Source organism: Bradyrhizobium sp. CCBAU 53415, from assembly GCF_028128735.1.
Classification (GTDB): domain Bacteria; phylum Pseudomonadota; class Alphaproteobacteria; order Rhizobiales; family Xanthobacteraceae; genus Bradyrhizobium.
Window position 1 is genome coordinate 359,901 of the sequence record NZ_LBJF01000025.1, and the last position, 22,865, is coordinate 382,765.

A 22,865-nucleotide genomic window follows, 5' to 3' on the forward strand; every position below is an offset into this window, starting at 1 on the left:
GACGATGTGGATGTTCGGCGCCTAGGTCTTCACCTCCGCCACCTTCTCCACCTTCGGCGCCTTCTTCGACGCGCGCCAGTTCTCGAAGCGCTGCACCACCACGAAGAAGGCGGGCACGAACAGCACCGCGAGACAGGTCGAGGCCAGCATGCCCGAGAACACGGTGATGCCGATCGACTTGCGGGCGCTGGCGCCGGCGCCGGTGGCGAGCACCAGGGGCACCACGCCGAGGATGAAGGCGAACGAGGTCATCAGGATCGGGCGGAAGCGGGCGCGCGCGGCTTCGATGGCGGACTCCAGGATCGGCTTGCCGTCGCGGCCGTGCAGCTCGAGCCCGACCTCGACGATCAGGATGGCGTTCTTGGCCGAGAGTGCAATCAGCAGGATCAGGCCGATCTGGCAATAGAGGTTGTTGTCGATCTTGAGCCCGGAGAGGATCAGCATCGGCCCGAGCAGCGACAGCGGCACCGCGAGGATCACCGAGATCGGCGCGTACCAGCTCTCATACTGTCCGGCGAGCACGAGATAGACCAGCAGCATGGCGAGGCCGAACACCCAGTAGATCTGGTTCGAGACCGCCTTCTCCTGATACGACATCGCAGTCCATTCATAACCGGTGCCGGGCGGCAGCGTCTTGTCCGCGATCTCCTCCATCAGCTTCAGGGATTGGCCGGAGGAGTAGCCCTGGGCCGGCAGGCCGATCACGGTCGAGGACGGATAGAGGTTGTAGAGGCTGATCAGCGACGGGCCGGTGGCCGGCGTGATCTTGGCGACGGTGCCGATCGGGATCATGTCGCCGTTCGAGTTGCGCACCTGCATGTTGGCGATGTCGCGCTCGGTGACGCGGAATGCCGCATCGGCCTGGGTGTAGACCTGGAACACGCGGCCGAACTTGTTGAACTGGTTGACGAAGGACGAGCCGAGATAGGTCGACAGCGCCGAGAACACCTGGTCGGTGGTGACGTGCAGGGTCTGGGTCTTGACGCGGTCGATCTCGACGTTGAACTGCGGCACCGAGGAGCGGAACGAGGACTGCACGCGCTGCAGCGCGCTCTGGCTCTGGCCGTTGGAGACCATCGCGCCGGTGATGGCTTGCAGCTTGGCGAAATCGCTGTTGCCGTCGCGCAGCTCGACCTGCATCGAGAAGCCGGCCGCGTTGCCGATACCCTGGATCGGCGGCGGCGGCAGCACGATGGTGCGCGCCTCCATGATGGTCGCGAGCTTGTCGTTCAGTCCGTAGACCAGCGAGCGCAGATCCTCGCCGGGCCCCTTGCGGGCCTCCCAATCCTTCAGGATGATGTAGGCGACGCCGGCATTGGCAAGGCTGGCGCTGTTGTCGAGTGCGGAGATGCCGGCGATGGTGATGACCTGCTGGACGCCCGGGGTGTCCTTGATCAGCTCGCTCGCCCTGTCGAGCACGGCTTGCGTCCGCTCCAGTGCGGCGCCGTCGGGCAGCTGCACGGCGGCGATCAGATAGCCCTGGTCCTCGATCGGCAGGAAGCCGGTCGGCACCCGCGACAGACCGTAGCCGCTGGCTCCGATGACCAGCAGCGCGAACGCGACCGAGATGGTGGCGTGCTTCACGAGGAACGTGATCAGCCTCGTGTAGCCGCGCTCGACGCGATTGTAGACCGCATTGAAACCTCGATAGAAGAAATTGCGCTGCTCCGGCGGCACCGTCGGCCGCAGCCAGAGCGCGCATTGCGTCGGCTTCAAGGTCGCGGCGTTGATGGCGGACAGCAGCGCGGTCGCGGCGATCACCAGCGCGAATTGCGAATAGATTCGTCCGGTGAGTCCTGCGAGGAACGAGGCCGGCAGGAACACCGAGATCAGCACCAGCGTGATGCCGACGATCGGTGCGAACAGCTGGTCCATCGCCTTGATCGCAGCGTCGTGGCCGTTCATGCCCTGCTCGATGTTGTGGGCGGCGCCTTCGACCACGACGATGGCGTCGTCGACGACGATGCCGATCGCGAGCACGATCGCGAACAGCGTCGACATGTTGATGGTGAAGCCGAGCGCGGCCATGGCGGCGAAGGCGCCGATGATGGTCACCGGCACCGTCGTCGCCGGCACCAGCATCGCGCGCCAGTCCTGCAGGAACACGAGGATCACGACCAGCACCAGCAGGCCGGCCTCGATCAGCGTCATGTAGACCTCGTGCACGGAGGCCTCGACGAACTTGGTGGTGTCGAACGGCGTGTCGTACTTGATGCCTTCCGGAAACCGCTTGGCGAGCTCGGCCATCTTCTTCTCGACGGCCCGCTCGACCTCGAGCGCGTTGGCGCCGGGCGACTGGAAGACGCCGATGCCGACGGCCGGCTGCTTGTTGAGCGAGAAGATCTGGCTGTAGGTCTGCGCGCCGAGCTCGACCCAGCCGACGTCGCGCACCCGCGTGACGTCGCCGTTGCTGCCCGACTTGACGATGATGTTCTCGAACTGGCCGGCGTCGTCGAGCCGTCCGTTGACGTTGAGCGTGTACTGGAAAGCCTGTCCCGGCGGCGTCGGCGGCGCGCCGACCTGGCCGGCCGAGACCTGCTGGCTCTGCTGCTGGATCGCCTGGATCACGTCCTGCGGCACCAGGCCACGGGCTTGCAGCTTGTTGGGATCGAGCCAGATTCGCATCGAATACTGGCCGGCGCCGAACACCGTGACGTTGCCGACGCCGGGCAGGCGCGAGAGCTCGTCGCGAATGTTGATGGTGGCGTAGTTGCTCAGATACAGGCTGTCGTACTTTGCGTCCGGCGAGGTCAGCGTCACGAACAGCAGGATCGAGGTCGAGCGCTTCTGCACGGTGACACCCTGGTTCTGCACCGCCTGCGGCAATTGCGACAGCGCGCTGGAGACGCGGTTCTGCACCAGCACCTGCGCGAAGTTGAGATCGGTGCCGATCTTGAAGGTCACGGTCAGCGTGTAGGTGCCGTCGGAGCCGCTGTAGGACTGCATGTAGAGCATGTCCTCGACGCCGTTGACTTGTTGTTCTATCGGCAAGGCGACCGTGTCGATCACGGTCTTGGCGCTGGCGCCGGGATAGCGCGTGGTGACCTGCACCGTCGGCGGCACCACGTCGGGGTATTGCGCGATCGCGAGGTTGAACAGCGCGACGCCGCCGATCAGGATCATCAGCAGCGCGATGACGTTCGAGAGGACCGGCCGCTCGATGAAGAATTTTGAGATCATGGCCGGCGGCTCCTACTCGGCAGGTATTACTTGGCAGACGCCTGGGACTGGTCGATCTTCGTCACCTGCGGGTCGATCTTCTGGCCGGGAATCACCCGCAGCAGCCCTGCGGTCACGACTCTGTCGTCCGGCTTCAAGCCGCTCTCGATCACGCGCAGGCCGTTGTCGACGGGGCCGATCTGCACCTTGCGCTGCTCGACCACGTTGTCGCCGTTGACCACCAGCAGATAGCGGCCGCCCTGGTCGCTGCCGAGCGCAGTGTCGGGAACGAGCAGGGCGTTCTTCTCCTGGTCGAAAGGCACGCGGACGCGGACGAAATAGCCGGGCAGCAGCACCCGTTTGTCGTTGGGAACGAGGCCGCGGACCGCCAGCGTGCCCGTCGACTGGTTGAGGGTCGGCGAGACGTAGTCGAGCTTGCCTTCATGCGGATAGCCGGTCTCGGTCTGGAGCCCGATCTCGATCGGGAATTGCTTGAGGTCGGCGGGCGTCAGTCCGCGGCGCACCGCCTCTGCGCGGATACGCAGCACGTCCTGCTCGTTGACGGTGAAGTTCACGTAGATCGGGTCCATCGCGACGATGGTGGCGAGCTGGGTCGGCGAGGAGACGCCGACGAGCTCGCCGATCGAGACCAGATGCGCGCTGACGATGCCGTCGAACGGCGCCGTGACCTTGGTGTAGCCGTAATTGACCTCGGCGAGCCTGGTGTTGGCCTGGGCCTGCTGGAGGTTGGCCTGCGCGTTGTCGCGGTTCGAGGTCGAGGTGTCGAGCGTGGCCTGCGAGACGGCCTGGCGCTGCACCAGCTCGGCCTGCCGCTTGTAGTCGGTCTCCGCCTGCCGGAGCGAGGCCTGCGCGCCGGCCTCGGCTGCCTGCGCCTGCTCGAGCTTGAGCTTGTAGGTCTCCGGCTCGATCGTGAACAGCTGGGTGCCCTGCTTGACGAAGGCGCCGTCCTGATAGTCGATCGTCTGCAGAAAGCCCTGCACGCGCGCGACGAGATCGACGCTCTTGATCGGCGCGGTGTTGCCGGTGGCCTCGATGTAGCGCGTCACCGGACGCTGCACCGGCGTCGCGACGTCCACCTTGGGCGGCGGCGGCGCCACGAACGTGTTCTTGTCCTCGCAGCCGGCGAGCACGGCCACGGCCACTGCTGCGGCCAGTCCCCGCCCGATATGTCTCCACGCTCCATTGCGCCGTGCGGGAGATGCGGGATTCGCTGAGGTCATTCGGTGGTCCCCGATGAGTGTCTGTCGGTGGCAGGCTAGCAACAAATGACTGGCCGTGGAACACCATAGCCATGGCAGTCACCGGGCTTGCGCTGTAATCGGCCATGTGGCCTTGAACGAGGCCACGACCAACGGCACGTTGCGCAAGGCCGACGACAACAATGGCCTGAAGGACGCACCGATCCGGACGGAATGGTCCGTCAGCACGATCGGGTCAGACTCCGGTCGCAGCTGTCCCTCGCGCATGCCAGGCCGCAAGCACGTCCCGCTCTTCATCGGCGGTCAGCCCGATGACCGGGCCGTTGCTGGCGTCGAGCCAATGAAGCGTGTCGCGTGCGGTGACCGCGACCGGTCGCGAGGTCAGTCCGGCCCCGCGCGCCGGCGAGGTGTCGCGTGTCAGGAAGCCGGCGAAGTCGGGCAATGGCAGCCACATCGGCAGCGACCGCGGACCCGCCCAGCGCCGCACGTCGTGCGCCTCGAGAAAGACGTGATCGACCCAGGTGAAGGTGCAGGACGCATTGAGCGCGGCTGCGCACTCGGCCAGGAATTCGCCGCGCGTGCGAATTGGCCCGATCCCGTCATAGATGCCTGTGAGGCGAATCTCCGCCGCATGCACGATCCATTGCGCGAGGTCGCGCACGTCGATGAACTGGACGGGATCCTCCGGCGATCCCGGCGCCAGCACCTCGCCGCCGCGCGCCAGCCGCGCCGGCCAGTAGGCGAACCGTCCGGTCGGGTCCTCCGGCCCGGCGATCAGGCCGGCGCGGCAGATGAAGGCGTCGTTGCCGACCGTTTGCTCGCAGGCGACCTTGGCGGCGCCGTAGATGGCATCGGTGCTTTGCTCGATCTCCGCGTCAACAGGCTCGCGCAGCGACGCGGTGTCGGCGCGTTGCCCCGGGATGCGGTTGTCCGCATACACACTGATCGTCGACACGAAGGTCCAATGCACCCCCGGCCGCTTCAGCGCGGCGACCGCGCGCCGAACCTGGCCGGGATGACGCGCGACATCGACCACGGCGTCGAATGTCTCGCTCGCAAGCGGCGCAAGACCGGCGGCCATGTCGCGGTCGATCCGCACGAAGCGGGCGCCCGCCGCAATCGGCCCCGCAAGGCCGCGGGCCGCGCAGGTCACCTCGTGGCCGGCGGCACAGGCGTGGCTTGCAATCGCCCGGCCGAGAAACTGGGTCCCGCCGAGAATGAGGATGCGCATGAGGTGATCCGTTTCGCCGATGAGATCGCGAGACTACAACGTCCGGTAGCGGTTGCAACCGATCCATCAGCGCGCCTTGATCTCCGCGTATTTCGTCATCGCCTTCTCGAACTTCCGGTTGAACAGCCACATCGCAGCGAGGATCTCGCGATAGCTTGCCGAGCTGCGCGCCCGGTCGGCCCGGCCGAATGCAAAAATGCTGTTGTTGCGCAGGTGCTTCATGATCGTGGGGCTGGACACCCTGTAGTTCAGGAGGTCGCCCGACTTGAGCGCGGACCGCGTCGGGGTCGGCACGATCTGGATCAGCTCGAACAGCTTCATCTGGTCGATCGGGTCGGGCAGCGTCTTCACGATTCCAGGGATCTCACGGAACAGGTCGGCGTGCGCGTTCATCAGGCCGTCGCGCACGTTGGTCCAGTGGTTGAAGCGGTAGTCGGTGCCACGGGCCCGCGCCTCCTCCTTGTCGTCGCGCGCGCTCAGGTGCGGATCGATCGCCGCGATCTCGTCCTTGATGGCCTGCCACTTCCTGTGGCCGTTGCGGTCCTCGGAGGGGCCGGTCTGGAAGCTGCCCATGTAGGTGTTCGAGCGTCCGTTGCGGACGTTCTGCTTGCCGTTGGTCTCGGCAAAGAACAGCCCGAGGCTGATGCGCCCCGCAGCGTCCGCGTGGTGAGGTGCAAGTCCCTTGGCGCGCGCGATCACCGTAGCGAGATCCACGACGTCCTTGAACGGCGTTGCCGAGTTCTGCGCAGTCGCCGGCGGCGCCTCCATGACGTCGAACAGCTTTGAATATTCGTCGATCAGAGGTTCGATGTCGGCATCGAAATAGGCCGGCGGAATCTCGAACTTGTTGGGCCGGCCGATTCGCGACGGCATGGCGTCGGTGAGATCCTTGTAAGCACTGATCACGGCGACGCGCGCGAGATAGAGCGCCTGCCCCGGCAGATTCGGCAGCGGCTCCTTGGCGTCGATCTGGCGTCGCCGTTCGGCCAGGATTGACTTGAACTCGCCAAGGGCCTTGTCATAGGCGGCGACCGCCTCCGACTGCCGGGGCGTGAGCGCGCGCTGTTGGCCGGCGGCGGACGCTGCGACGAAGAAGGCAACAGCCGCAAAGATGGCAAGACGTCTGGGTCCCATGGCCGTTTCCCATCGATTCGGTGGCCAGGGAGATCGTAAGCGTCGGAGGCGAGGGCTGGCGAGATGCAAATCCCGCTCAGCCGCAATTCTTGTCCTTATGCCGCCTGGTAGTCCGGCGCCGTCGCCAGGAACTTCGCATAGTCATCCGCATCCGGCGGCTGGAAGCGCCCTGCGAGCCCGCCGCGTTTCTGCTGCTTCGCGCCGATGTCGGCCATCAGCTCGTCGAAATGGCGGTAATGATAGGGCGCGACGCACAGGCCGCCATAGACGCCCGCAGCGGGCCGCTCGACCCGCTTGAAGTGCAGCATCATCTCGATGTTGTCGCGCATCGCCTGCGCCGTCGGCTGGTTGGTGAGCTGACCGTCGGCATAGCGCACCAGCCAGTTGGCGGCGAGGTCGGCGCAGAGCACGGTGCAGAACGACGAGTTGAAGCCGACGAAGCCGAGCTCGGGCAGATCGGGATTGGCGATCAGGCGATAGAGCCGGTACTGCCCGTCGGCATCGACCAGCTTCTGCCGATAGGCTTCGGGCAGGAAGGGCACGCCGAGCTTGTAGCCGATCGCGAGCACCGCGACATCGGCACTGACGCGCTCGCCGCCGCTCATCACGATGCTGTCGCCTTCATAGTGGTCGAACGTGCCGAACACCGCCTTGATGCGGCCGTCGGCGACCATCGGATAGAAGTCCGGCGTTGCGATCGGTACCGAGCAGTTGACGCCGTCCTCGATCCGCTCCTTCGGCACCATGTTGCAGCGGCCGAGCTTGAGCTGCGCCTTCAGCAGGCTCTCCAGCCCGCGCCAGTTCGCCCACACCAGCGGCGCGGCGATGCGATGCGCGAGCCGTCCCATCGCGCTGATGCCCCAGCCCGGAAACATCTCCTCCTGCGCGCGGATGTAGAGGATGCGCTTGAAGTTCACGAGGCCGCCGATGAAATAGGGAATGCGCCAGACCGGCTCGCGCATCACGATGGTGACCTCGCGGGCGCCCGATTTCACCGCGTTGACCGCGATGTCGGTCGCCGACTTCGAACCGCCGAGCACGACGATGCGGCGTCCCTTCGCCAGCGTCGGATCGCCGTATTTCGACGAATGCAGGATCTGGCCGCCCTGTGCCAGGAATGCGTCCTCGCCGAGGCAATGCAGCTCTCGCGGCTCGTTGAACTGTCCGGTGCAGACGGCGACGAAATCGAAACTCTCGCTCGTGCTCCTGCCGTCCCTGTCCTTCAGCGCGAGTGTCCAGCCCGGCTTGCCGTCGGCGCGGCGCGCCATGCCCGCGACCTCCGTGTTCAGGCGCAGCATGCGGTCGAGGCCAAAACTCCCGGCGTAGTCGGCGAGATAGGCATGGACCTGCGGTCCGGTCGGCCATTCCGGATAGGCGTCCGGCATGGCGCGATCGGTGTAGCGGTAGAGCTCCTTCGGGCTCTGGGTCTGCACCTCGGGATAGGAGCGCGCCGGCTCCCAGACGCCGCCGAGATCGGCGCTGCGCTCGACGATGGTGACGCGGTGGCCGCGGGTGGAGAACGCCTTTGCGGCGGCAAGGCCGGAGACGCCGGCGCCGATCACGCAGACATGCTTGGGGCTGACCATGGGATTGCTCGCAATCAGTGTGTTTTGCGCAAGCGGCCACGTTCGGCCGCGAGGCGCGGCCGGCCGGGCTGCAAGCAGATGAACGTGGCCGGGAAGCCGGCTGCCTAGTCGTTGGCTTCGGGCGGCAGGAAGTCGACCTCGTGCAGCGCGGAGATGCGGACGACCTCGGCAGGGTCGGTCAGGTTGTGGAGCTGGTTGAACAGCGCCTCCAGCTTCTGCATCGGCGAGACCCAGAACAGCGCGCGGCACGGCTTGTCGGACTTGTTGAAATAGCCGTGCGGGATGCCGCGGGGCATGCGGACGAGATCGCCGGCATGAGCCCTGACCCACTGACCGTCGAGCTTGAGGTCGAGCGTGCCTTCCTGCACCAGGATGAACTCGTCCTGGGTCGGATGGATGTGCACCGGCACGAACTGGCCGGGATCGCTGTTGGTCTCGAAGGCGAAGGTGGAGTCGGTGACGGCCTTCGGGAAATAGACTTGGCCGAGGATGTTCCAGCTCTTGCCGCCGTAGCCTGTGCCGTTCGCGGTAATGCCCTTTTCGAGTGCGGTCATGCTCACCTCCTCATGGATACCGGCGGGTACGGAGCTTCGACCAGCCAGGGGCCGTCTGTCTATCCGCTAAACGAATCCGAATACGGCTGTTGCCATGCAGCGCGGTGATTTCACGGGGGCGGCCCTTTTCGCCTCGCGGAAACTATTATAGGCTTAAAGCAATTCCGTGACGCGAAGCGTGGTCGATGATGTCCGCAGCCGTGCTGGAAATGAGCGCAAGGGCGCCCGCAGCCGAGCGGCTCGCGGCCTTCGCCCGCGTCACCACGGATGATGTCGACGAAGCCGCCGAGCAGATCGGGCGCATCTTCTGTCCGCACGATCTGAGGCCGACGCAGGCACGGGCGGACGGGTTCTCCGCCCGGCACAATTGCGCTGATTTCGACGGCTTCTCCATCAATTACGTGGCCTATGGCGGATCGGTCAGTATCGATCCCGGCTGCCTCGAGCGCTTCTTCCTGGTGCAGGTCCCGCTCGCGGGCACCGCCCGCATTCGCGCCGGCGTCAGCGAGCTCGATGTCGCGCCGGACCGGACGGCGTCGCTGCTGTCGCCGACCATCCCCACCCGGATGATCTGGGCTGGCTGCGCGCAGGCGATCCTGCTGCTCGACCGCCGCATGGTCGAGCAGCGCGCTGCGGCGTTGTCGGGCAGGGCGACCGGGGTGGTCGAGTTCGATCCCGCGATCGAGCTGGACGCGCCGTCCGGGCGGGCCTTGCAGACCAGCCTAGCCGGGCTGATGACGCTTGCCGAACGTCTCGGGCCATCAGGCAGGCTTTCGCCGGTGGCGATGGCCGATTGGCGCGAACTGCTGCTCGATCATCTCCTCAACGGGCAGCGGCACGGCCTGTCGGATGCGATCAGGACGTTCTCGGGGCAGGCCGAGCGCCTGCCGCGTGCCCTCCGCGCCGCGCGCGACCATCTGGCGGACAATGCCGGCGAGCCGCTCGATCTTGCGCAACTCGCCTGTGTCTCAGGCATCGGCATCCGCGCGCTCCAGCTGGGCTTCCGCCGTCACTTCGGCGTGTCCATTTCCCAGATGCTGCTCGACATGCGGCTCGCTGGCCTCCACGCCCGCCTCGCACAGGCTTCCGCCGGTGTCTCCATCACCGACCTCGCCTTCGATCTCGGCTTCACCCATCTCGGCCGCATGGCCGGCGCTTACCGCGAGAAATTCGGTGAGACGCCTTCGGCCACGCTGCGGCGAAGGATGAGCTAGCGAGTGGTGAAGTGAACTCGGGCAGCTGTCCGCGGTTTACCTCTCCCCGATGGGGAGAGGTAAGTGTTCGGCTCGCGCCGATCCAACCAACACGCATTCCGCACTCGGCCGGCCGGATCTACTTCCGCGACCGCGTCGTATTGTCTTCCGCCGCATGCCTGCGCAGGAATCCCTCGACGTCGGCCTGCACCGAGTAGGGCGTCGGGATCGCATCGCCGGCGGAATCCACTGGGGTGTCGAGGCAGCGGCGCAGCATGCGCGAGCTCGGCCGGCTGCAGGCTGTCCTCCTGAAATCGTGACCGGATCGAGCGACGGGGAACTGCGGCATGTGAACCGTCTCATATTCCACCACTTTCTTTTCGAGCTATGACTCCAGCAAGAAATTGCCGCACCCGGAGCTAACTGACAGACACGGGTGAGATGCAGTGCCTGCGACGCCGCGTGCTCGCAGCTTTGGATTGGTTCTGGTCCTGCTCACGAGGACGCCAGTCCCATCACTCAGCACAGATCTTTCAGAAATTGGAATCAAGAGCATCGCGAAACGGGTTGACGCAGCTCCTATTCGGGGTCGGCCGGTAGGCTGCTACTTACCAAGGAGCCCCCATGAAGCTAAGCAATGAAGTTTACAGTGCATTGTCCCTGACAAGATACGCCGGCAGTTTTCGGATTGCTCGTTCGAGTCTGATCAAGTCGGTCCATCTTCTCGAGAGAATTGGCCTCGCAGCCGTTGGGGCCACTTGCGGTCTCTATGTGGGTGCGACCCTCCTGCGTCAGAAGGGCGAATTTTTCGGCGGCGGCTGGATCGTGCTGCTAACGATGCTCTACGGAGCAGTTAGCTTCTATGTTGGAATTGATTTGTCGCGTACGTTCGCTCGGACGTCGATTTCGAGCATCTCGGAGGAATACGATGGATCCGAGGCGGTTGAGGTCATGAGTGCGGCCGGAACATTCACCGCGGCGATTGCAGCAGCGCTGTCCGTCAGCATCCTTGTCCTTGATCAAAGCCTTCCCAATGGCCTGCTAGTCTTTGTTGCCGGCTGTTGGATGGTTGGATCTTCGCTTCAAGTTGCGGCGGGAACGATAGCGCGCAGCTACGAAGTGCCGATGGACGAGAAGTGAAGACGACTGTGCTCACGGAAGAACGCCTGCCCGGCGTCGCGCCGTGGGCACAAGCCTGGTGCCGGGTCGGCTGCAGCTCTGAACGAGTAGTCGGCAATGCGTGGCAACCTCCATCCTTCAATGCTGCGTGCGGACGATTTTTGGTAGCGTTCGCATCGACGTTTCTGCTTGGACGCGTGCCGGTACCGAGCAACCTAATTTGTCGCGCAACAAACAAGACGTGCCATCATGATGGCGTTGGGATACTGTCCCCGCACGCCGTGGTCCAAAATTCTGCTAACCGCCAACCTCACGATCGGTGGGAGCCATGCAGATTTCGGAGTGGCTCGAGAAGCTGGGGCTTGGGCAATACGCGGAGCGTTTTGCCCAAAATGGGATCGACATGGGGGTCCTTCCCGAACTGATGGACGAGGACTTCGACAAGCTCGGAGTCCTGCTCGGCCATCGCCGCAAGATGCTGCGTGCGATTGCGGATCTCGATCCAGCCGCGTTGATCGCATCGCCCGTTCCTCCTCAGGACGCCGAGCGGCGACACCTCACCGTGATGTTCTGCGATCTGGTCGGCTCGACTGCGCTCTCGGCGCGGCTCGATCCCGAAGATATGTGGGAAGTGATCCGCGCCTATCGCACCGCCTGCGCGAGCGTCATCGCGGCTTATGATGGCAGGATAGCCAGGTTCGTCGGTGACGGAATACTCGTCTATTTCGGTTATCCTCGCGCCCACGAGGATGATGCAGAGCGGGCAGTGCGAGCGGGCCTCGACATCATCTCTGCGGTCGGGCAACTCAAGACAGGCGCTGACGAGCGGGTTGAGCTGCGGATCGCAATCGCAACCGGGCTTGTGGTGGTCGGCGACCTCGTCAGCGGAGATGCGTCAGAGGAGCACGCAACGATCGGCGACACACCGAATCTCGCTGCCCGGCTCCAGAGCCTGGCGGAGCCGGGGGCGGTCGTCGTTGCTTCGTCCACGCGCCGGCTGTTGGGAGATCTCTTCACTTTTCGCAATCTCGGCCGCCGCGACGTCAAGGGAATAGCCGAATCCATCGCGGTCTGGGCCGTCGAGGGGGCGACCGCATCAGAGAGCCGCTTCGAAGCGGTCCACGCGGCGCGCTCGATCGGTTTTGTCGGTCGTAAGGAAGAGATCGGGTTCGTGCTCTCGCGCCAGCGGCTGGCATGGCAGGGGCATGGCCAGATGGTGTTGATTGCTGGCGAAGCGGGCATCGGCAAGTCGCGCATGGTCGCAACGCTGTCCGAAAGCCCCGCGTTGGAGGCGCACCGGCGGGTGCGATATCAATGTTCGCCCTACCACACCAACAGTGCGCTCCATCCCTTTGTTGCGCAGCTCGAGCGCGCCGCCGGCATCCGTTCCCACGACACGTCGGAGCAGAAGCTCGAAAAGCTCGAGGCAATGCTGGCGCTTGGAACACAGCAGGTCGCCCGGGTGACGCCGCTCATTGCGGCTCTCCTTTCCATTCCAACCGGCGACCGCTATCCGCCGCTCGGTTTGAGCCCGGCGCAGCAACGGCGACAGACATTTACTGCGCTTCTCGATCAGCTCGAGGGGTTGGCGCGGGAGCAGCCCCTGCTGATCATCTGCGAGGACATGCATTGGGCCGATGCCACCACACTTGAGCTGTTCGATCTCGGGGTCGACCGGATCAGGGGATTGCCGATACTCGTGCTCATGACGTCCCGGCCAGAGTTCGAGCCTTCCTGGTCGGGCCTTGCCAACGTCAGTCTGTTGCGGCTCGACCGACTGGACCGGCAGGATACGCGCGCGCTGGTGGAGCAGGTGGCGGTTGGTCGCCAGCTCCCATGCGAGATGATGAAGCAGATCATCGACAGGACGGATGGTGTCCCGCTATTCGTCGAGGAACTGACCAAGATGGTGCTGGAGTCCGGAATGCTCGTGGAGGAATCCGGACGCTATCGCCTCGATAGTCCGTTCCCGCCGCTCGCCATTCCCGCGACGCTGCAGGATTCGCTGATGGCGCGGCTCGACCGGCTGGCTCCGGTCAAGGAGGTGGCGCAAATAGGCGCCGCCATCGGCCGCGAATTTTCATACGCGCTGCTGAGATATGTGGCGGGACGCGATGATGCGACGCTGAGCACCGCGCTGGGACAGCTCGAAGGGGCCGAGCTGCTGGTGCGTCGCGGAACTCCGCCCGAAGCAAATTACAGCTTCAGGCACGCTCTCGTTCAGGAAGCGGCCTACGAGGGCCTGCTCAGGAGCAAACGGCAGCTGCTCCACAAGCGCATCGGCGATGTCCTGCGCGAGAAGTTTGCGTTCGTCGCCGAGACCGAGCCGGAAGTTCTGGCGCACCACTTCACCGAGGCGGGACTGAACGAGATCGCCCTCGAATGGTGGCGCAAGGCGGGCCAGCAGGCGCTGAAGCGCTCGGCCTATTCCGAGGCGATCGCACATCTCGGCAACGCGATTGCCGCCGCCGATGAGCTGTCTGATGAGCCTCACCGTAGGATGAGCAGGCTGCATCTCCAAATCGCTTATGGTCGTGCCTTGCGAGGCAGTCTCGGACACAGTGCTCCCGAGACCGTAGCCGCTTGGACGCGCGCCCGGCAGTTCGCGGCCGATATCGATGATCCCGTCGAACTTGCGCCGGTCCACTCGGGACTCTTCAATGCCTGCCTGACCCACGGCGAGTTCGCTCCGATGCGGGAGCTTGCGGATGCCATCAGGAGCGCCGCTGACCGCCGGCCGGACTCGCCGGTGGCCGCTGTCGTCGCCCATTGGACGGGCGGCGTCACCTGCTGGTTCGGTGGCGACTACTCGAACGCGAGAACCCATCTCGAGCGGGCGCTGGCGGTCTATGATGCCGAACCGGATCCCGCGATGTTCAGGGCTTCGGCGCTGGATCTTCCGTTCGTGATCATGAGATTTCTTGCCCTGGTGCTCTGGCCACTTGGCGCGGTCGCTCGTGCGCGCAGGCTCGCCGCCGAAGCGGTAAGCGCTCCAGGAGAAAAACGGGCCCTTTCCCAGGCCAACGCGCTCGTTCATCGCGCCGTGTTCGACGGACTATGCGGAGGCATGTTGCAGCAGACGGAGACGATCCTGGCGCTCGGTCTCGCGCGCGATCATACGATGCCGCTGTACGTCGCCGCCGGCACCTACCTGAATGGCCTCGCCAAGTGGCGTGCCGGAGACCGAACGGCCGGACTGGCGGACATGCGTCACGGCTGGGCCTTGCTGCACGAGAACGATTGCTGCCTCTGCGAACCGTTTTGGGGAATGCATGTCGCCGTGGCGAATGCAGAGGTGGGCCAGGTCGAAACCGGGTTGGAAATCTTGAGCGAATTGATCGCCTCGACGGGGCAATCCGGCCAGCATTGGCTCGATGCCGAGCTGCACCGCGTCCGGGGCGAGCTCCTGTCGCGCCATGATCCTTCGAACGAATCCAGTGTCGAAGACGCCCTCAGGCGAGCGTTGGAAATCGCCCGACGCCAACGGACGAGGACTTTCGAGCTGCGCAGTGCCCTTGCACTTGCGCGCCTGTACAGGACGGCTGGCCGAGCGGGCACGGCATCCGAGCTGCTCGCTCCCGTCCTCGTTGAATTCGATGCGGAGCGAAATCTTTCGGAAGTCGAGGACGCGAAGCAGCTGCTCAGGCAAGAGCGTTAGATCATGATCCGGAAAAGTGCGCTGCGGTTTTCCGAAAGGATCATGCTCAAACGACAACCTAAAGCGCGATGACGATTCATCCTAATCGCATCCCGCTTTAGCGGCGTGCCGTTTTCCTGCGCTGCCCGTCTGCGGTCCAGGGGCCGCGTACTCACGAATTCACGTGCACGAAATCGCGCAGCAGCGGATAGATCTCGTTGTTCCAGCGCTTGCCCGAGAACACGCCGTAATGGCCGACGCCGGCCTGCATGTGGTGGACGCGCCGACAGGCGCGCACGCCGGTGCAGAGGTCCTGGGCGGCGAGGGTCTGGCCGATCGAGCAGATGTCGTCCTTCTCGATTGCTCTCGACCGGGTGCGCGACTTCCTCAGGTTGTCAATTGAAGAAATCTCAATTGTCGCGCCAATCCAGCCTTGAAAACTGGTTCGATCTTGGCCCAGATAGCCGGGGAGATCTACAGCGGGGGCTGTACTTTGTCGAAATGGGTTTACGGCAAGCCTGTTCGAGTGCTTGCCGCTGTCATATTCTGTGCCTGTCTTGCAGTCGTTGGGGAGTATCTCGGCAATGTGGGGGTGCTTGAGCTCGACCGGCTTGAAGACCTCATTGGCATGGACCGGCGAACGATTTGGCTGGCGACGCAGGCGCCGGACCAGCGTTCCGATATCGCGATTGTGACAATTGGAGAGGACGCGCTGCGGGACTATCCGTATGTCTCTCCCATTCCTCGAAAAATCCTAGCTGCGCTGGTCAATGAGATAGACTCCGCGGCACCAAGAGCGATCGGGCTCGACATCATCATTGAGCGCCGATCCGATGGTGATCGGGATCTCATTGGCGCGATCTCCAGTGCCCGGCACCCGGTTGTGCTCGGCGGATTGGATGACAGGTATGCAAGCGCTGCGTCGAGTGACGTTTCGCTCTTTCGCGAGCAGTTGGACGCTCAAGAGGAGTTTGTTCGGGCTTCGGGCGTACCGGTCGGGCACCTGTGGCTCGAACATAAGACTGGTGCCTTCAACAAGGACGACGCGACGGTGCGCTATGTTGGCGCCTCCAACAAGGGGCGCCCCCAGCGCGAAAGCTTTTCGCAAGTGCTTGCGAAATCGGCTGGATATACCCACCAGCCGGCCAGCGGGGTTATCGCATGGTTACTCCCTCCGAAGGATCAAACGACGCCGCTCTTCGCCCAGATCAGCGTTCGTCGGCACAAGTCCGAGGAGCTCGACAGCGGCGGCAAGCTTCTTTCCCCCGCTGAGCTCGATCTCTTGAAGGGACGTATCGTCCTGGTCGGCGCCGACATGGTCGACCGGGACCAACACAAGACACCGCTGTTCGTGCGCGACGGCCGGTTATCCCCTGGCGTCATGATCCATGCGCAGTCGATTGCGCAAATCATCGACGGCGATAGAGACATCAGGGAGATGCCGGCGTGGGCGAGGCTGCTCTTGCTTTTTGCCATGGGGTTGATCTGCCTGTTCGCCTCTTCGTCGCATCACGTTCACACGCACAAGGAATGGGGCGTATATGGAGTAGCGCTGCTGGGGTTCGTCCTTCTCTTGCTGTTTCGCCTCGACATTCCCGTCGGCCCGCTGGTGTTCGTTGGCCTGGTCGGAATTTTCGTCGTGCCTTTTCTTGAGTTCCTGGTGGGGAAATATACGGAAGCCGCGGCGCGGGTTCGACGGTGGGGAGTGGTGGGCAGATGAGACGATTGGCCCTTTCGAGATTGGCGGCCGCGGCCTTCGGCTGGCTCCTTGCCATGATGAGCAATGCTGCCGCGGAAACGTACACGATCCTGACCTCGAGCGCGGCTTCGCTCACGCCAGGTCAGCAGATCGAGGAGGGGCATGCGATCAGCCTGGGTGCAGGAGAGACAATCAGCTTCGTTGTCCCCAACGGCGGCAATGCAGTCCAGCGACGTTGTTCTGGTGCTTACAGCGGCGTAATTCGCCAATGCACCAACAATTCTTCTTCACCGCGGCCGGGTATCCCCGGCGGTACGCGGGATTCGGATGACTGAATTTTCAATATCGGAAGCGGGTGTTTGAGATGAGAATTTCGCCGAGGTCATGTTGTCTTGCCGTGTTTCCTTCGCTTGCCTTGAACCTCTCCCCGGGGTGGGCTCAAACGGCGCCGGAATGGACGCAAATGGGGAAGGCCGATAAGGCGACCGAACTGATGCTATCCGGCCGTACTGCCGATGCGATCCCGGTCGCGAAAGCGCAATTGGCCCAGGCTGAAGCCGCCGTTGGACCAAGTCATCCGGATCTCCTTCCGCACTTGCACACATTGGGGACGGCTTACATGTTGCGGAAGGCATTCGACGATGCGGAGCCCGTGCTCAAGCGCGCTCTCGATATCGCCGAGCGATCATTCGGACGGACCGATCAGCATACCATCGACGCGGCAAACGATCTGGTTGCGCTCTACGCGATGGACGAGCGGTGGGCTGAAGCCAATGAAATGATGAAACGCGCAAACCCGCCTCGCTAGGATAGCGTCCATGTATCGTCGTCTGCCTGCTTACCTGAAGACGATCGTCCTCGCTGTCCTGCTCGCCATCGTAACGAATGGCGGAGTGGCGCAGGAGGACTGGCAGAAGCGCCAGTCGATCGTCAGCGAAGCGAACTCGCTGCGCAGCCAAGCGGAGTTTGCACTCTTGGCCGGCCGCCTGACTGAGGCCGAGCAACTCATGCTGCGGGCAGTCGATGCCGTAGCGAAAGGACTCGGACCCAATCACCCCGAGATGGCATTTTTTCGTGAGGCTTTGGGGCGGGTCTATAGACGGCAAGGTCGGTTCCCCGAAGCTGAGGCACAGTACGCTGCTTCTATTCGCCTGAGTCCGCAGGGGCGCCTGCCTGCACTTCTCGAGCTCGGCGACATCGCACTTCAGGCCGGGCATCTCGATGAGTCCGAGAAAGCTTTCGCCGATGCAATGAGCTTGCAGACATCAGATTCAAGCTATCGACAGCGGGCCTATGGCGGCCTCGCCGCCGTTGCGTTTCATCGCCAGCTTTGGAAAGCTTCCGCGGAATACTGGTCGCAGGAGACCGCTGAGATCGTATCCGCGGTCCGAGGTTCGACTTTGCTCTCGATGCAGGCTCTCGGTGCCGCCGAGTCGAGATCGACCGTTGTCAACGAAGCGGCGTTCTACGGTTTCCTGAGGGCCGCCTACCGTGCCGCCCAGCAGGACCCGTCCTTACGCGAGGAGATGAGTTCCCGCGCCTTCGAGCTTGGACAGTGGGTGACGATGTCGCGTGCGGGGGAGGCGGTCAGTCAAATGGCCGCGCGATACGGATCTCCGGTGTCCGCGAACTCGAGCAAGATTCGAGAGCGGCAGGATCTCGCGAGTCTGTGGCGCTCGTTGAGTGAGAAGAGAGCGCAGCTCAGGGACGCAGGTCGGCGGGCTAGCAGCGAATATGCGCAGATCGTTGCGGAGATGCGAAACGTCGACGCCAAATTGGCTTCCATTGATTCCGAGTTGGGCGACAACTTGCCTTCGTATGTGAGCGCGGCAATGCCGGGAGCCAAGAGCCTCAACGAAGTCAGTGCGAGCTTGCGGCGCGGCGAGGTGCTCGTTCTGATCGTTACGGTCCCGGCGTTTGGCAAATTGCCCGGAGAAACGTTCCTGTGGGCCGTCAGTCCGGACAATGTCGAATGGAGAAGGATTGACCTGGATGGTGAGGCAATCGACGGGTTCGTTACGGCCCTGCGATGTGGGGTCGATCGGGCGAGCTGGGCGGATGCCGTTCGGTCCCGATGCGAGCACGTGCTCGGAGCGACAGCGGTCGCAGGATCTCCTCTCCCGTTCGATGCGGGGCGTGCGTACGATCTGTACAGGCGCCTCTTCTCGGGAAGCAAATTGGTGGACGGCAGCAGGAATTTGCTGGTCGTCACCAGCGGGGCGCTGACCAGGCTGCCGCTGCATCTTCTCGTCACCCGCGAACCAGCAAAGCGGGCGGATCTTCGAAAGCTGGATTGGCTTGTGCTGACGAAGGCGATCTCGGTGCTGCCGACGGTATCGTCTCTCCTCGCGTTGCGTTCCAACGCATTGAAATCGCGCGCATCGCAAGCAATGATCGGCTTCGGCAATCCCGTGCTGGCGGGACACCCGACGGCCACTGCTTCCGCCGCTGATGTCGATGCCGCGGCGGACCTTGCCAGGCGCAGGACGTCATGCGCGGCAATCGGAGGCGGAGCGCCGACAGGCGCGCGCGACCTGGCAGAACTGAGCAGAAATAGAGACGGATTGGCTGACCTTGCGCAGATCCGAAGATATCAGCCGCTGCCGGAGACCGTGGACGAGCTTTGCGCGGTTGCGAACTCCGTGCGTGCCTCGCGGAGGAACGGAGACGAGGCGCGGATCGATATGTTTCTGGCCGGAAGCGCAACCGAGACGAGGATCAAGAACCTTAGCCAGTCCGGTGAGTTGGCGAAGTATCGCATATTGTACTTCGCGACCCACGGCGTAACGGCGTCCCGGTTGCGGGGGGTGTCAGAGCCGGGATTGGTGCTTACGCCGCCGGATGTCGCTTCGGCGGAAGACGACGGGTTTCTCTCCTCATCGGAGATCGCGGCCTTGAGGATTGACGCGGATTGGGTCGTCCTATCCGCCTGCAACACTGCGGCGGGAGCCGCGGAAGCCGATGAGCCGTTATCGGGCATAGCCCAGGCGTTTTTCTACGCGCAGTCGAGGGCGCTTCTGATCTCCCACTGGGCTGTCGATTCGGAAGCTGCCGTGGCGCTGACGACTGCAACGTTCAGGAAGCTTGCGGACGGCAATATTGGTTCGCGGGCTGAAGCGCTCCGGAGCGCGATGGAGGACATGATCAGGGGAGACGATGCGAGGTTCGTCCACCCTCAGATGTGGAGTCCATTCGTCTTTGCCGGTGATCCTGCCGGATGATCGGTTTGATGACCGTCTCGTTGCCCGGATTGAGCCGCGCGCCTCACGAATTCACGTGCACGAAATCGCGCAGCAGCGGATAGATCTCGTTGTTCCAGCGCTTGCCCGAGAACACGCCGTAATGGCCGACGCCGGCCTGCATGTGGTGGACGCGCCGATAGGCGCGCACGCCGGTGCAGAGGTCCTGGGCGGCGAGGGTCTGGCCGATCGAGCAGATGTCGTCCTTCTCGCCCTCGACCGTCATCAGGCCCATGCGGCCGACGGCCTTGGTGTTCACCGGGCGGCCGCGATGCATCAGCCTGCCCTGCGGCAGGAGGTGCTCCTGGAACACGTCGCGCACGGTCTCGATGTAGAATTCCGCAGGAAGATCCATCACGGCGAAATATTCGTCGTAGAACGTCTTGATCGTCGCGGCCTTCTCCTTCTCGCCCTTGGCGATGTGGTTGGCGAGGTCGAGATGCTGCTTGATGTGGCGCTCCAGATTCATCGAGACGAAGGCCGTGAGCTGCACGAAGCCGGGATAGACCTTGCGGAGCGCTCCGCGGCATTGCACCGGCACGTAGTTGATCAGGTTGCGCTCGAACCACTCGATCGGCCTGCTCTTGGCGAAGTCGTTGACCCTGGTCGGCTGGATCCGCGTGTCGATCGGCCCGGCCATCAGCGTCAGCGTCGCCGGCCGCGAGGGGTGGTTGTCCTCGCACATGATCGCGGCGGCCGCGAGCGCGGAGACGGACGGCTGACAGATCGCCACCATGTGCGGGCGTGGACCCAATTGTCCGAGGAAGTCGATGAGGTGCTCGGTGTAGTCGTCGAGCCCGAAGCGACCCTCGCTGCGCGGAATGTCGCGCGGATTGTGCCAGTCGGTGATGTAGACGTCGTGGTCCTGCAGCAGCGTCTTCACGGTGCCGCGCAGCAGCGTTGCGAAATGCCCGGACATCGGCGCCACCAGCAGCATGCGCGGCTGCTCGCCCACGCCCTCTTTCTTGAAATGCAGCAGCGAGCCGAACGGCGTCGCGTAGGCGATCTCCTCGGTGACGCCGATTTCGCGGTTGCCCACCGTCACGCTGTCGATGCCGTAGGCCGGCCGGTCATAGGTGAGGGTCGAGCGCGAGATCAGCTCCAGCGCGGCCGACAGCCGGCCCACGACCTGATCGGACGTGCCCTGAGGTACCAGGTGGAGGAATTTGAGCGCGGACGAAGCCCCCGCGCGCCATGGCGCCGTCAGGTCCATGTGGTTTTGAAAGGCCTGATAATACATCGACATCATACTGAAATGCCCATCCGTCCGGTGTTGCTATGCAATAAGGACGCCAGACGGCAGTCGGGCCGCCGCAAAATTGGCACGTCGTTTGCTGCTGCTCATGCCGTGAACGGGCCACGGGCAGGCCGGGCTGATGTCGGACCAGGGAACGGGCCATATGGCGAAGGCGACACTGACGATCAGCAGCAAGAACTACTCGTCCTGGTCGCTGCGTGGCTGGCTGCTGACGAAGTTCTCGGGGCTCGATTTCGAGGAGATCGTCACCGCGCCGGACGATCCGTCGGCACGCGCCGAAATCCTGCTGCTGTCGTCGTCGATCCTGGTGCCGTGCCTGCGGCACGAGGGCGCCGTGGTCTGGGATACGCTGGCGATTGCCGAATATCTCAACGAGGTGATGCCGGACGCCGGCCTGTTGCCGGCCGACCGCGTCCAGCGCGCCCATTGCCGCTCGATCTCAGGCGAGATCCATTCCGGCTTCACCACGCTGCGCGCCTCGCTGCCGGTCAACCTGAAGGGACACTTTCCCGGCTTCAAGATCTGGTCGCGGGCGCAGGCCGACATCGACCGCGTCTGGTTCATCTGGCGCGATTGCCTCGAGAAATCAGGTGGCCCCTTCCTGTTCGGCGCGCGGCGCACCATGGCGGATGCGATGTACGCCCCGGTGGTGACGCGGTTCGTGACCTACGACGTCAAGCTCGAGCCGCGCCTGAAGGCCTATGCCGATACCATCATGGCCATGCCGGAGATGCAGGAATGGATCGCGGCGGCGAGGGAGGAGCCGGCCGAGATCGAGGAGCTCGAGGTCGAATATTAGGCAGCTGTTGCGCTGCCCTGCCTGTTTGGGCGGCGGGGCCCCGCCGCACGGCCATGCCTTTGCCGGCATTAACCTTTGGCGCCGGTGACAGGCCCGGACCATCCGGCGCGCTGCACAGATGTTGTGCGCGCCTATGGAGCCGCACCGACATCTAGCCGTGAACAGGTGCGTACATGGTCTTTCGGCTGATTCGGACGTGATTCGTTCAGGCCGCGTTCCGAAGGTTAAAGCGGAGCGCGGCCCCGTCGCATTTTGAAACAGAGACCCCTTCAGGCGGCGCCGTGCTGCTTCACTCGCGGCAGGCGCCAGCCGATGACGGTTGCTTCGACGGCAATGCCGGCCTCATGGTTCTGCCAGCGTCCCTCGACATAGCGGCAGGCGAACGGCAGCTGATATGTTCCGCTGTGATCCTCGCATAGCACTTCGAGTGGCAGGCCCGGCGGTGGTTCTCCGGCGCCATCGAATTCCGCCAAACGTCTATCGCGCGTTGCCATTCCAGAAATCTCCCCTAAACAAAGCCGCGGACAGAGTGCCCACTTCTGCCGCGTGCGGTTCATTGCTCCCCGTCCATGGGAACGGAAGCAAGCTCAACGCGAGAATGCGGTGCCAGTGTGGTAGCGTTACGGTGCGGCGCGCAAACAGCGCACATTGCCGTGATCGATTGGACGAGGAACCTGCATGCTGCTTCGAAACGCCGGCATTTGTTTCGCGATGTTGCTGCTCGCAGCGCTGGCGCCGCTGCCGCTCCGCGCGCAGGACGTGCCCGGCATCGAGATCTGCACCGTCGAGAAGACCATGGAGCGGCGTACCTCCTGCCTCCAGAGCAATGTCGATTTCCTCCAGAAGACGATCACCAGGCTCACCCTCGATCATCAGCAGAAGCTGGATGCCGCCAATCGCCAGATCGATGCGCTGAAGACGAGCATCGCCGGCTTGCAGAAGACGCTCGGCGATCTTCAGGCCGCGCAGGTGAAGACGGCCGAGGATCTGAAGAAGAAGCAGGACGCGCCGCCGCCGAAGGACGCCGCGAAATAAGC

At 63.9% G+C, this 22,865-nt stretch carries 18 protein-coding genes and 2 pseudogenes; 10 read left to right on the top strand and 10 right to left on the bottom strand.

Features of this window, described 5'->3' with window-relative positions; all coding sequences use genetic code 11:
• Positions 1–21 precede the first annotated feature (21 nt).
• Entirely contained in the window at positions 22–3,180 is a 3,159-nt protein-coding gene (locus XH87_RS22720; RefSeq protein ID WP_271588964.1) for an efflux RND transporter permease subunit, read from the bottom strand.
• 26 nt (positions 3,181–3,206) lie between these two features.
• A complete protein-coding gene (locus XH87_RS22725) occupies positions 3,207–4,400 on the bottom strand; it encodes an efflux RND transporter periplasmic adaptor subunit (protein ID WP_271588965.1) in 1,194 nt (397 codons plus the stop codon).
• Positions 4,401–4,512: 112 nt separating this feature from the next.
• Here XH87_RS22725 and XH87_RS36640 point away from each other — a divergent pair.
• Positions 4,513–4,593 (top strand): annotated as a pseudogene (locus XH87_RS36640) (amino acid ABC transporter substrate-binding protein); the annotation flags it as partial.
• Positions 4,594–4,614: 21 nt separating this feature from the next.
• Here XH87_RS36640 and XH87_RS22730 read toward each other — a convergent pair.
• The 4 genes from XH87_RS22730 to XH87_RS22745 form a co-directional block, all read right to left on the bottom strand.
• The gene (locus XH87_RS22730) at positions 4,615–5,610 is read right to left on the bottom strand and encodes an NAD-dependent epimerase/dehydratase family protein (RefSeq protein WP_271588966.1); all 996 of its coding nucleotides are present in this window, start codon (positions 5,608–5,610) and stop codon (positions 4,615–4,617) included.
• A gap of 66 nt (positions 5,611–5,676) precedes the next feature.
• On the bottom strand, positions 5,677–6,744 hold the full coding sequence (locus tag XH87_RS22735) for a hypothetical protein (RefSeq protein ID WP_271588967.1): 1,068 nt from the start codon (positions 6,742–6,744) through the stop codon (positions 5,677–5,679).
• A gap of 95 nt (positions 6,745–6,839) precedes the next feature.
• Positions 6,840–8,330, bottom strand: a complete 1,491-nt coding sequence (locus XH87_RS22740) for a flavin-containing monooxygenase (RefSeq protein ID WP_271588968.1) — start codon at positions 8,328–8,330, stop codon at positions 6,840–6,842.
• A 104-nt stretch (positions 8,331–8,434) separates the two neighbouring features.
• Entirely contained in the window at positions 8,435–8,884 is a 450-nt protein-coding gene (locus tag XH87_RS22745; RefSeq protein ID WP_035716309.1) for a cupin domain-containing protein, read from the bottom strand.
• Between the two features lie 188 nt (positions 8,885–9,072).
• On the opposite strand from XH87_RS22745, the gene XH87_RS22750 reads away from it, so the two are divergent.
• Positions 9,073–10,098: an AraC family transcriptional regulator gene (locus tag XH87_RS22750; RefSeq protein WP_271589159.1), complete on the top strand. Its 1,026-nt coding sequence runs from the start codon at positions 9,073–9,075 to the stop codon at positions 10,096–10,098.
• Between the two features lie 118 nt (positions 10,099–10,216).
• Here XH87_RS22750 and XH87_RS22755 read toward each other — a convergent pair whose 3' ends face one another.
• Positions 10,217–10,354: a hypothetical protein gene (locus tag XH87_RS22755; protein ID WP_271589168.1), complete on the bottom strand. Its 138-nt coding sequence runs from the start codon at positions 10,352–10,354 to the stop codon at positions 10,217–10,219.
• Positions 10,355–10,701: 347 nt separating this feature from the next.
• Here XH87_RS22755 and XH87_RS22760 point away from each other — a divergent pair, with 347 nt between their 5' ends.
• Both XH87_RS22760 and XH87_RS22765 read left to right on the top strand, forming a co-directional pair.
• Positions 10,702–11,217: a hypothetical protein gene (locus XH87_RS22760; RefSeq protein ID WP_271588969.1), complete on the top strand. Its 516-nt coding sequence runs from the start codon at positions 10,702–10,704 to the stop codon at positions 11,215–11,217.
• A gap of 307 nt (positions 11,218–11,524) precedes the next feature.
• Positions 11,525–14,854 carry an adenylate/guanylate cyclase domain-containing protein gene (locus XH87_RS22765; RefSeq protein WP_271588970.1) on the top strand — a complete coding sequence of 1,110 codons (3,330 nt, stop codon included), beginning with the start codon at positions 11,525–11,527 and terminating at the stop codon, positions 14,852–14,854.
• 151 nt (positions 14,855–15,005) lie between these two features.
• Here the strand turns inward: XH87_RS22765 and XH87_RS22770 are convergent.
• A pseudogene (locus XH87_RS22770) lies at positions 15,006–15,191 on the bottom strand (polyhydroxyalkanoate depolymerase); the annotation flags it as partial.
• 93 nt (positions 15,192–15,284) lie between these two features.
• Here XH87_RS22770 and XH87_RS22775 point away from each other — a divergent pair.
• The 4 genes from XH87_RS22775 (at position 15,285) to XH87_RS22790 (ending at position 19,753) form a co-directional block, all read left to right on the top strand.
• Positions 15,285–16,553 carry a CHASE2 domain-containing protein gene (locus XH87_RS22775; protein ID WP_271588971.1) on the top strand — a complete coding sequence of 423 codons (1,269 nt, stop codon included), beginning with the start codon at positions 15,285–15,287 and terminating at the stop codon, positions 16,551–16,553.
• Positions 16,550–16,867, top strand: a complete 318-nt coding sequence (locus XH87_RS22780) for a hypothetical protein (RefSeq protein ID WP_157461200.1) — start codon at positions 16,550–16,552, stop codon at positions 16,865–16,867. The genes XH87_RS22775 and XH87_RS22780 overlap by 4 nt, the downstream gene beginning before the upstream one ends.
• A 128-nt stretch (positions 16,868–16,995) precedes the next feature.
• Entirely contained in the window at positions 16,996–17,340 is a 345-nt protein-coding gene (locus tag XH87_RS22785; protein ID WP_271588972.1) for a tetratricopeptide repeat protein, read from the top strand.
• 10 nt (positions 17,341–17,350) lie between these two features.
• Positions 17,351–19,753, top strand: a complete 2,403-nt coding sequence (locus XH87_RS22790; protein ID WP_271588973.1) for a CHAT domain-containing protein — start codon at positions 17,351–17,353, stop codon at positions 19,751–19,753.
• A 43-nt stretch (positions 19,754–19,796) separates the two neighbouring features.
• Here XH87_RS22790 and XH87_RS22795 read toward each other — a convergent pair whose 3' ends face one another.
• The gene (locus XH87_RS22795) at positions 19,797–21,020 is read right to left on the bottom strand and encodes a polyhydroxyalkanoate depolymerase (RefSeq protein WP_271588974.1); all 1,224 of its coding nucleotides are present in this window, start codon (positions 21,018–21,020) and stop codon (positions 19,797–19,799) included.
• A 151-nt stretch (positions 21,021–21,171) separates the two neighbouring features.
• Between XH87_RS22795 and XH87_RS22800 the strand changes: the two genes are divergently transcribed.
• On the top strand, positions 21,172–21,828 hold the full coding sequence (locus XH87_RS22800) for a glutathione S-transferase family protein (protein WP_035716581.1): 657 nt from the start codon (positions 21,172–21,174) through the stop codon (positions 21,826–21,828).
• Positions 21,829–22,097: 269 nt separating this feature from the next.
• On the opposite strand, the gene XH87_RS22805 is transcribed toward XH87_RS22800, so the two are convergent.
• Positions 22,098–22,322: a hypothetical protein gene (locus XH87_RS22805; RefSeq protein ID WP_271588975.1), complete on the bottom strand. Its 225-nt coding sequence runs from the start codon at positions 22,320–22,322 to the stop codon at positions 22,098–22,100.
• A 184-nt stretch (positions 22,323–22,506) separates the two neighbouring features.
• Between XH87_RS22805 and XH87_RS22810 the strand changes: the two genes are divergently transcribed.
• Entirely contained in the window at positions 22,507–22,863 is a 357-nt protein-coding gene (locus tag XH87_RS22810; protein ID WP_035716585.1) for a hypothetical protein, read from the top strand.
• Positions 22,864–22,865 lie beyond the last annotated feature (2 nt).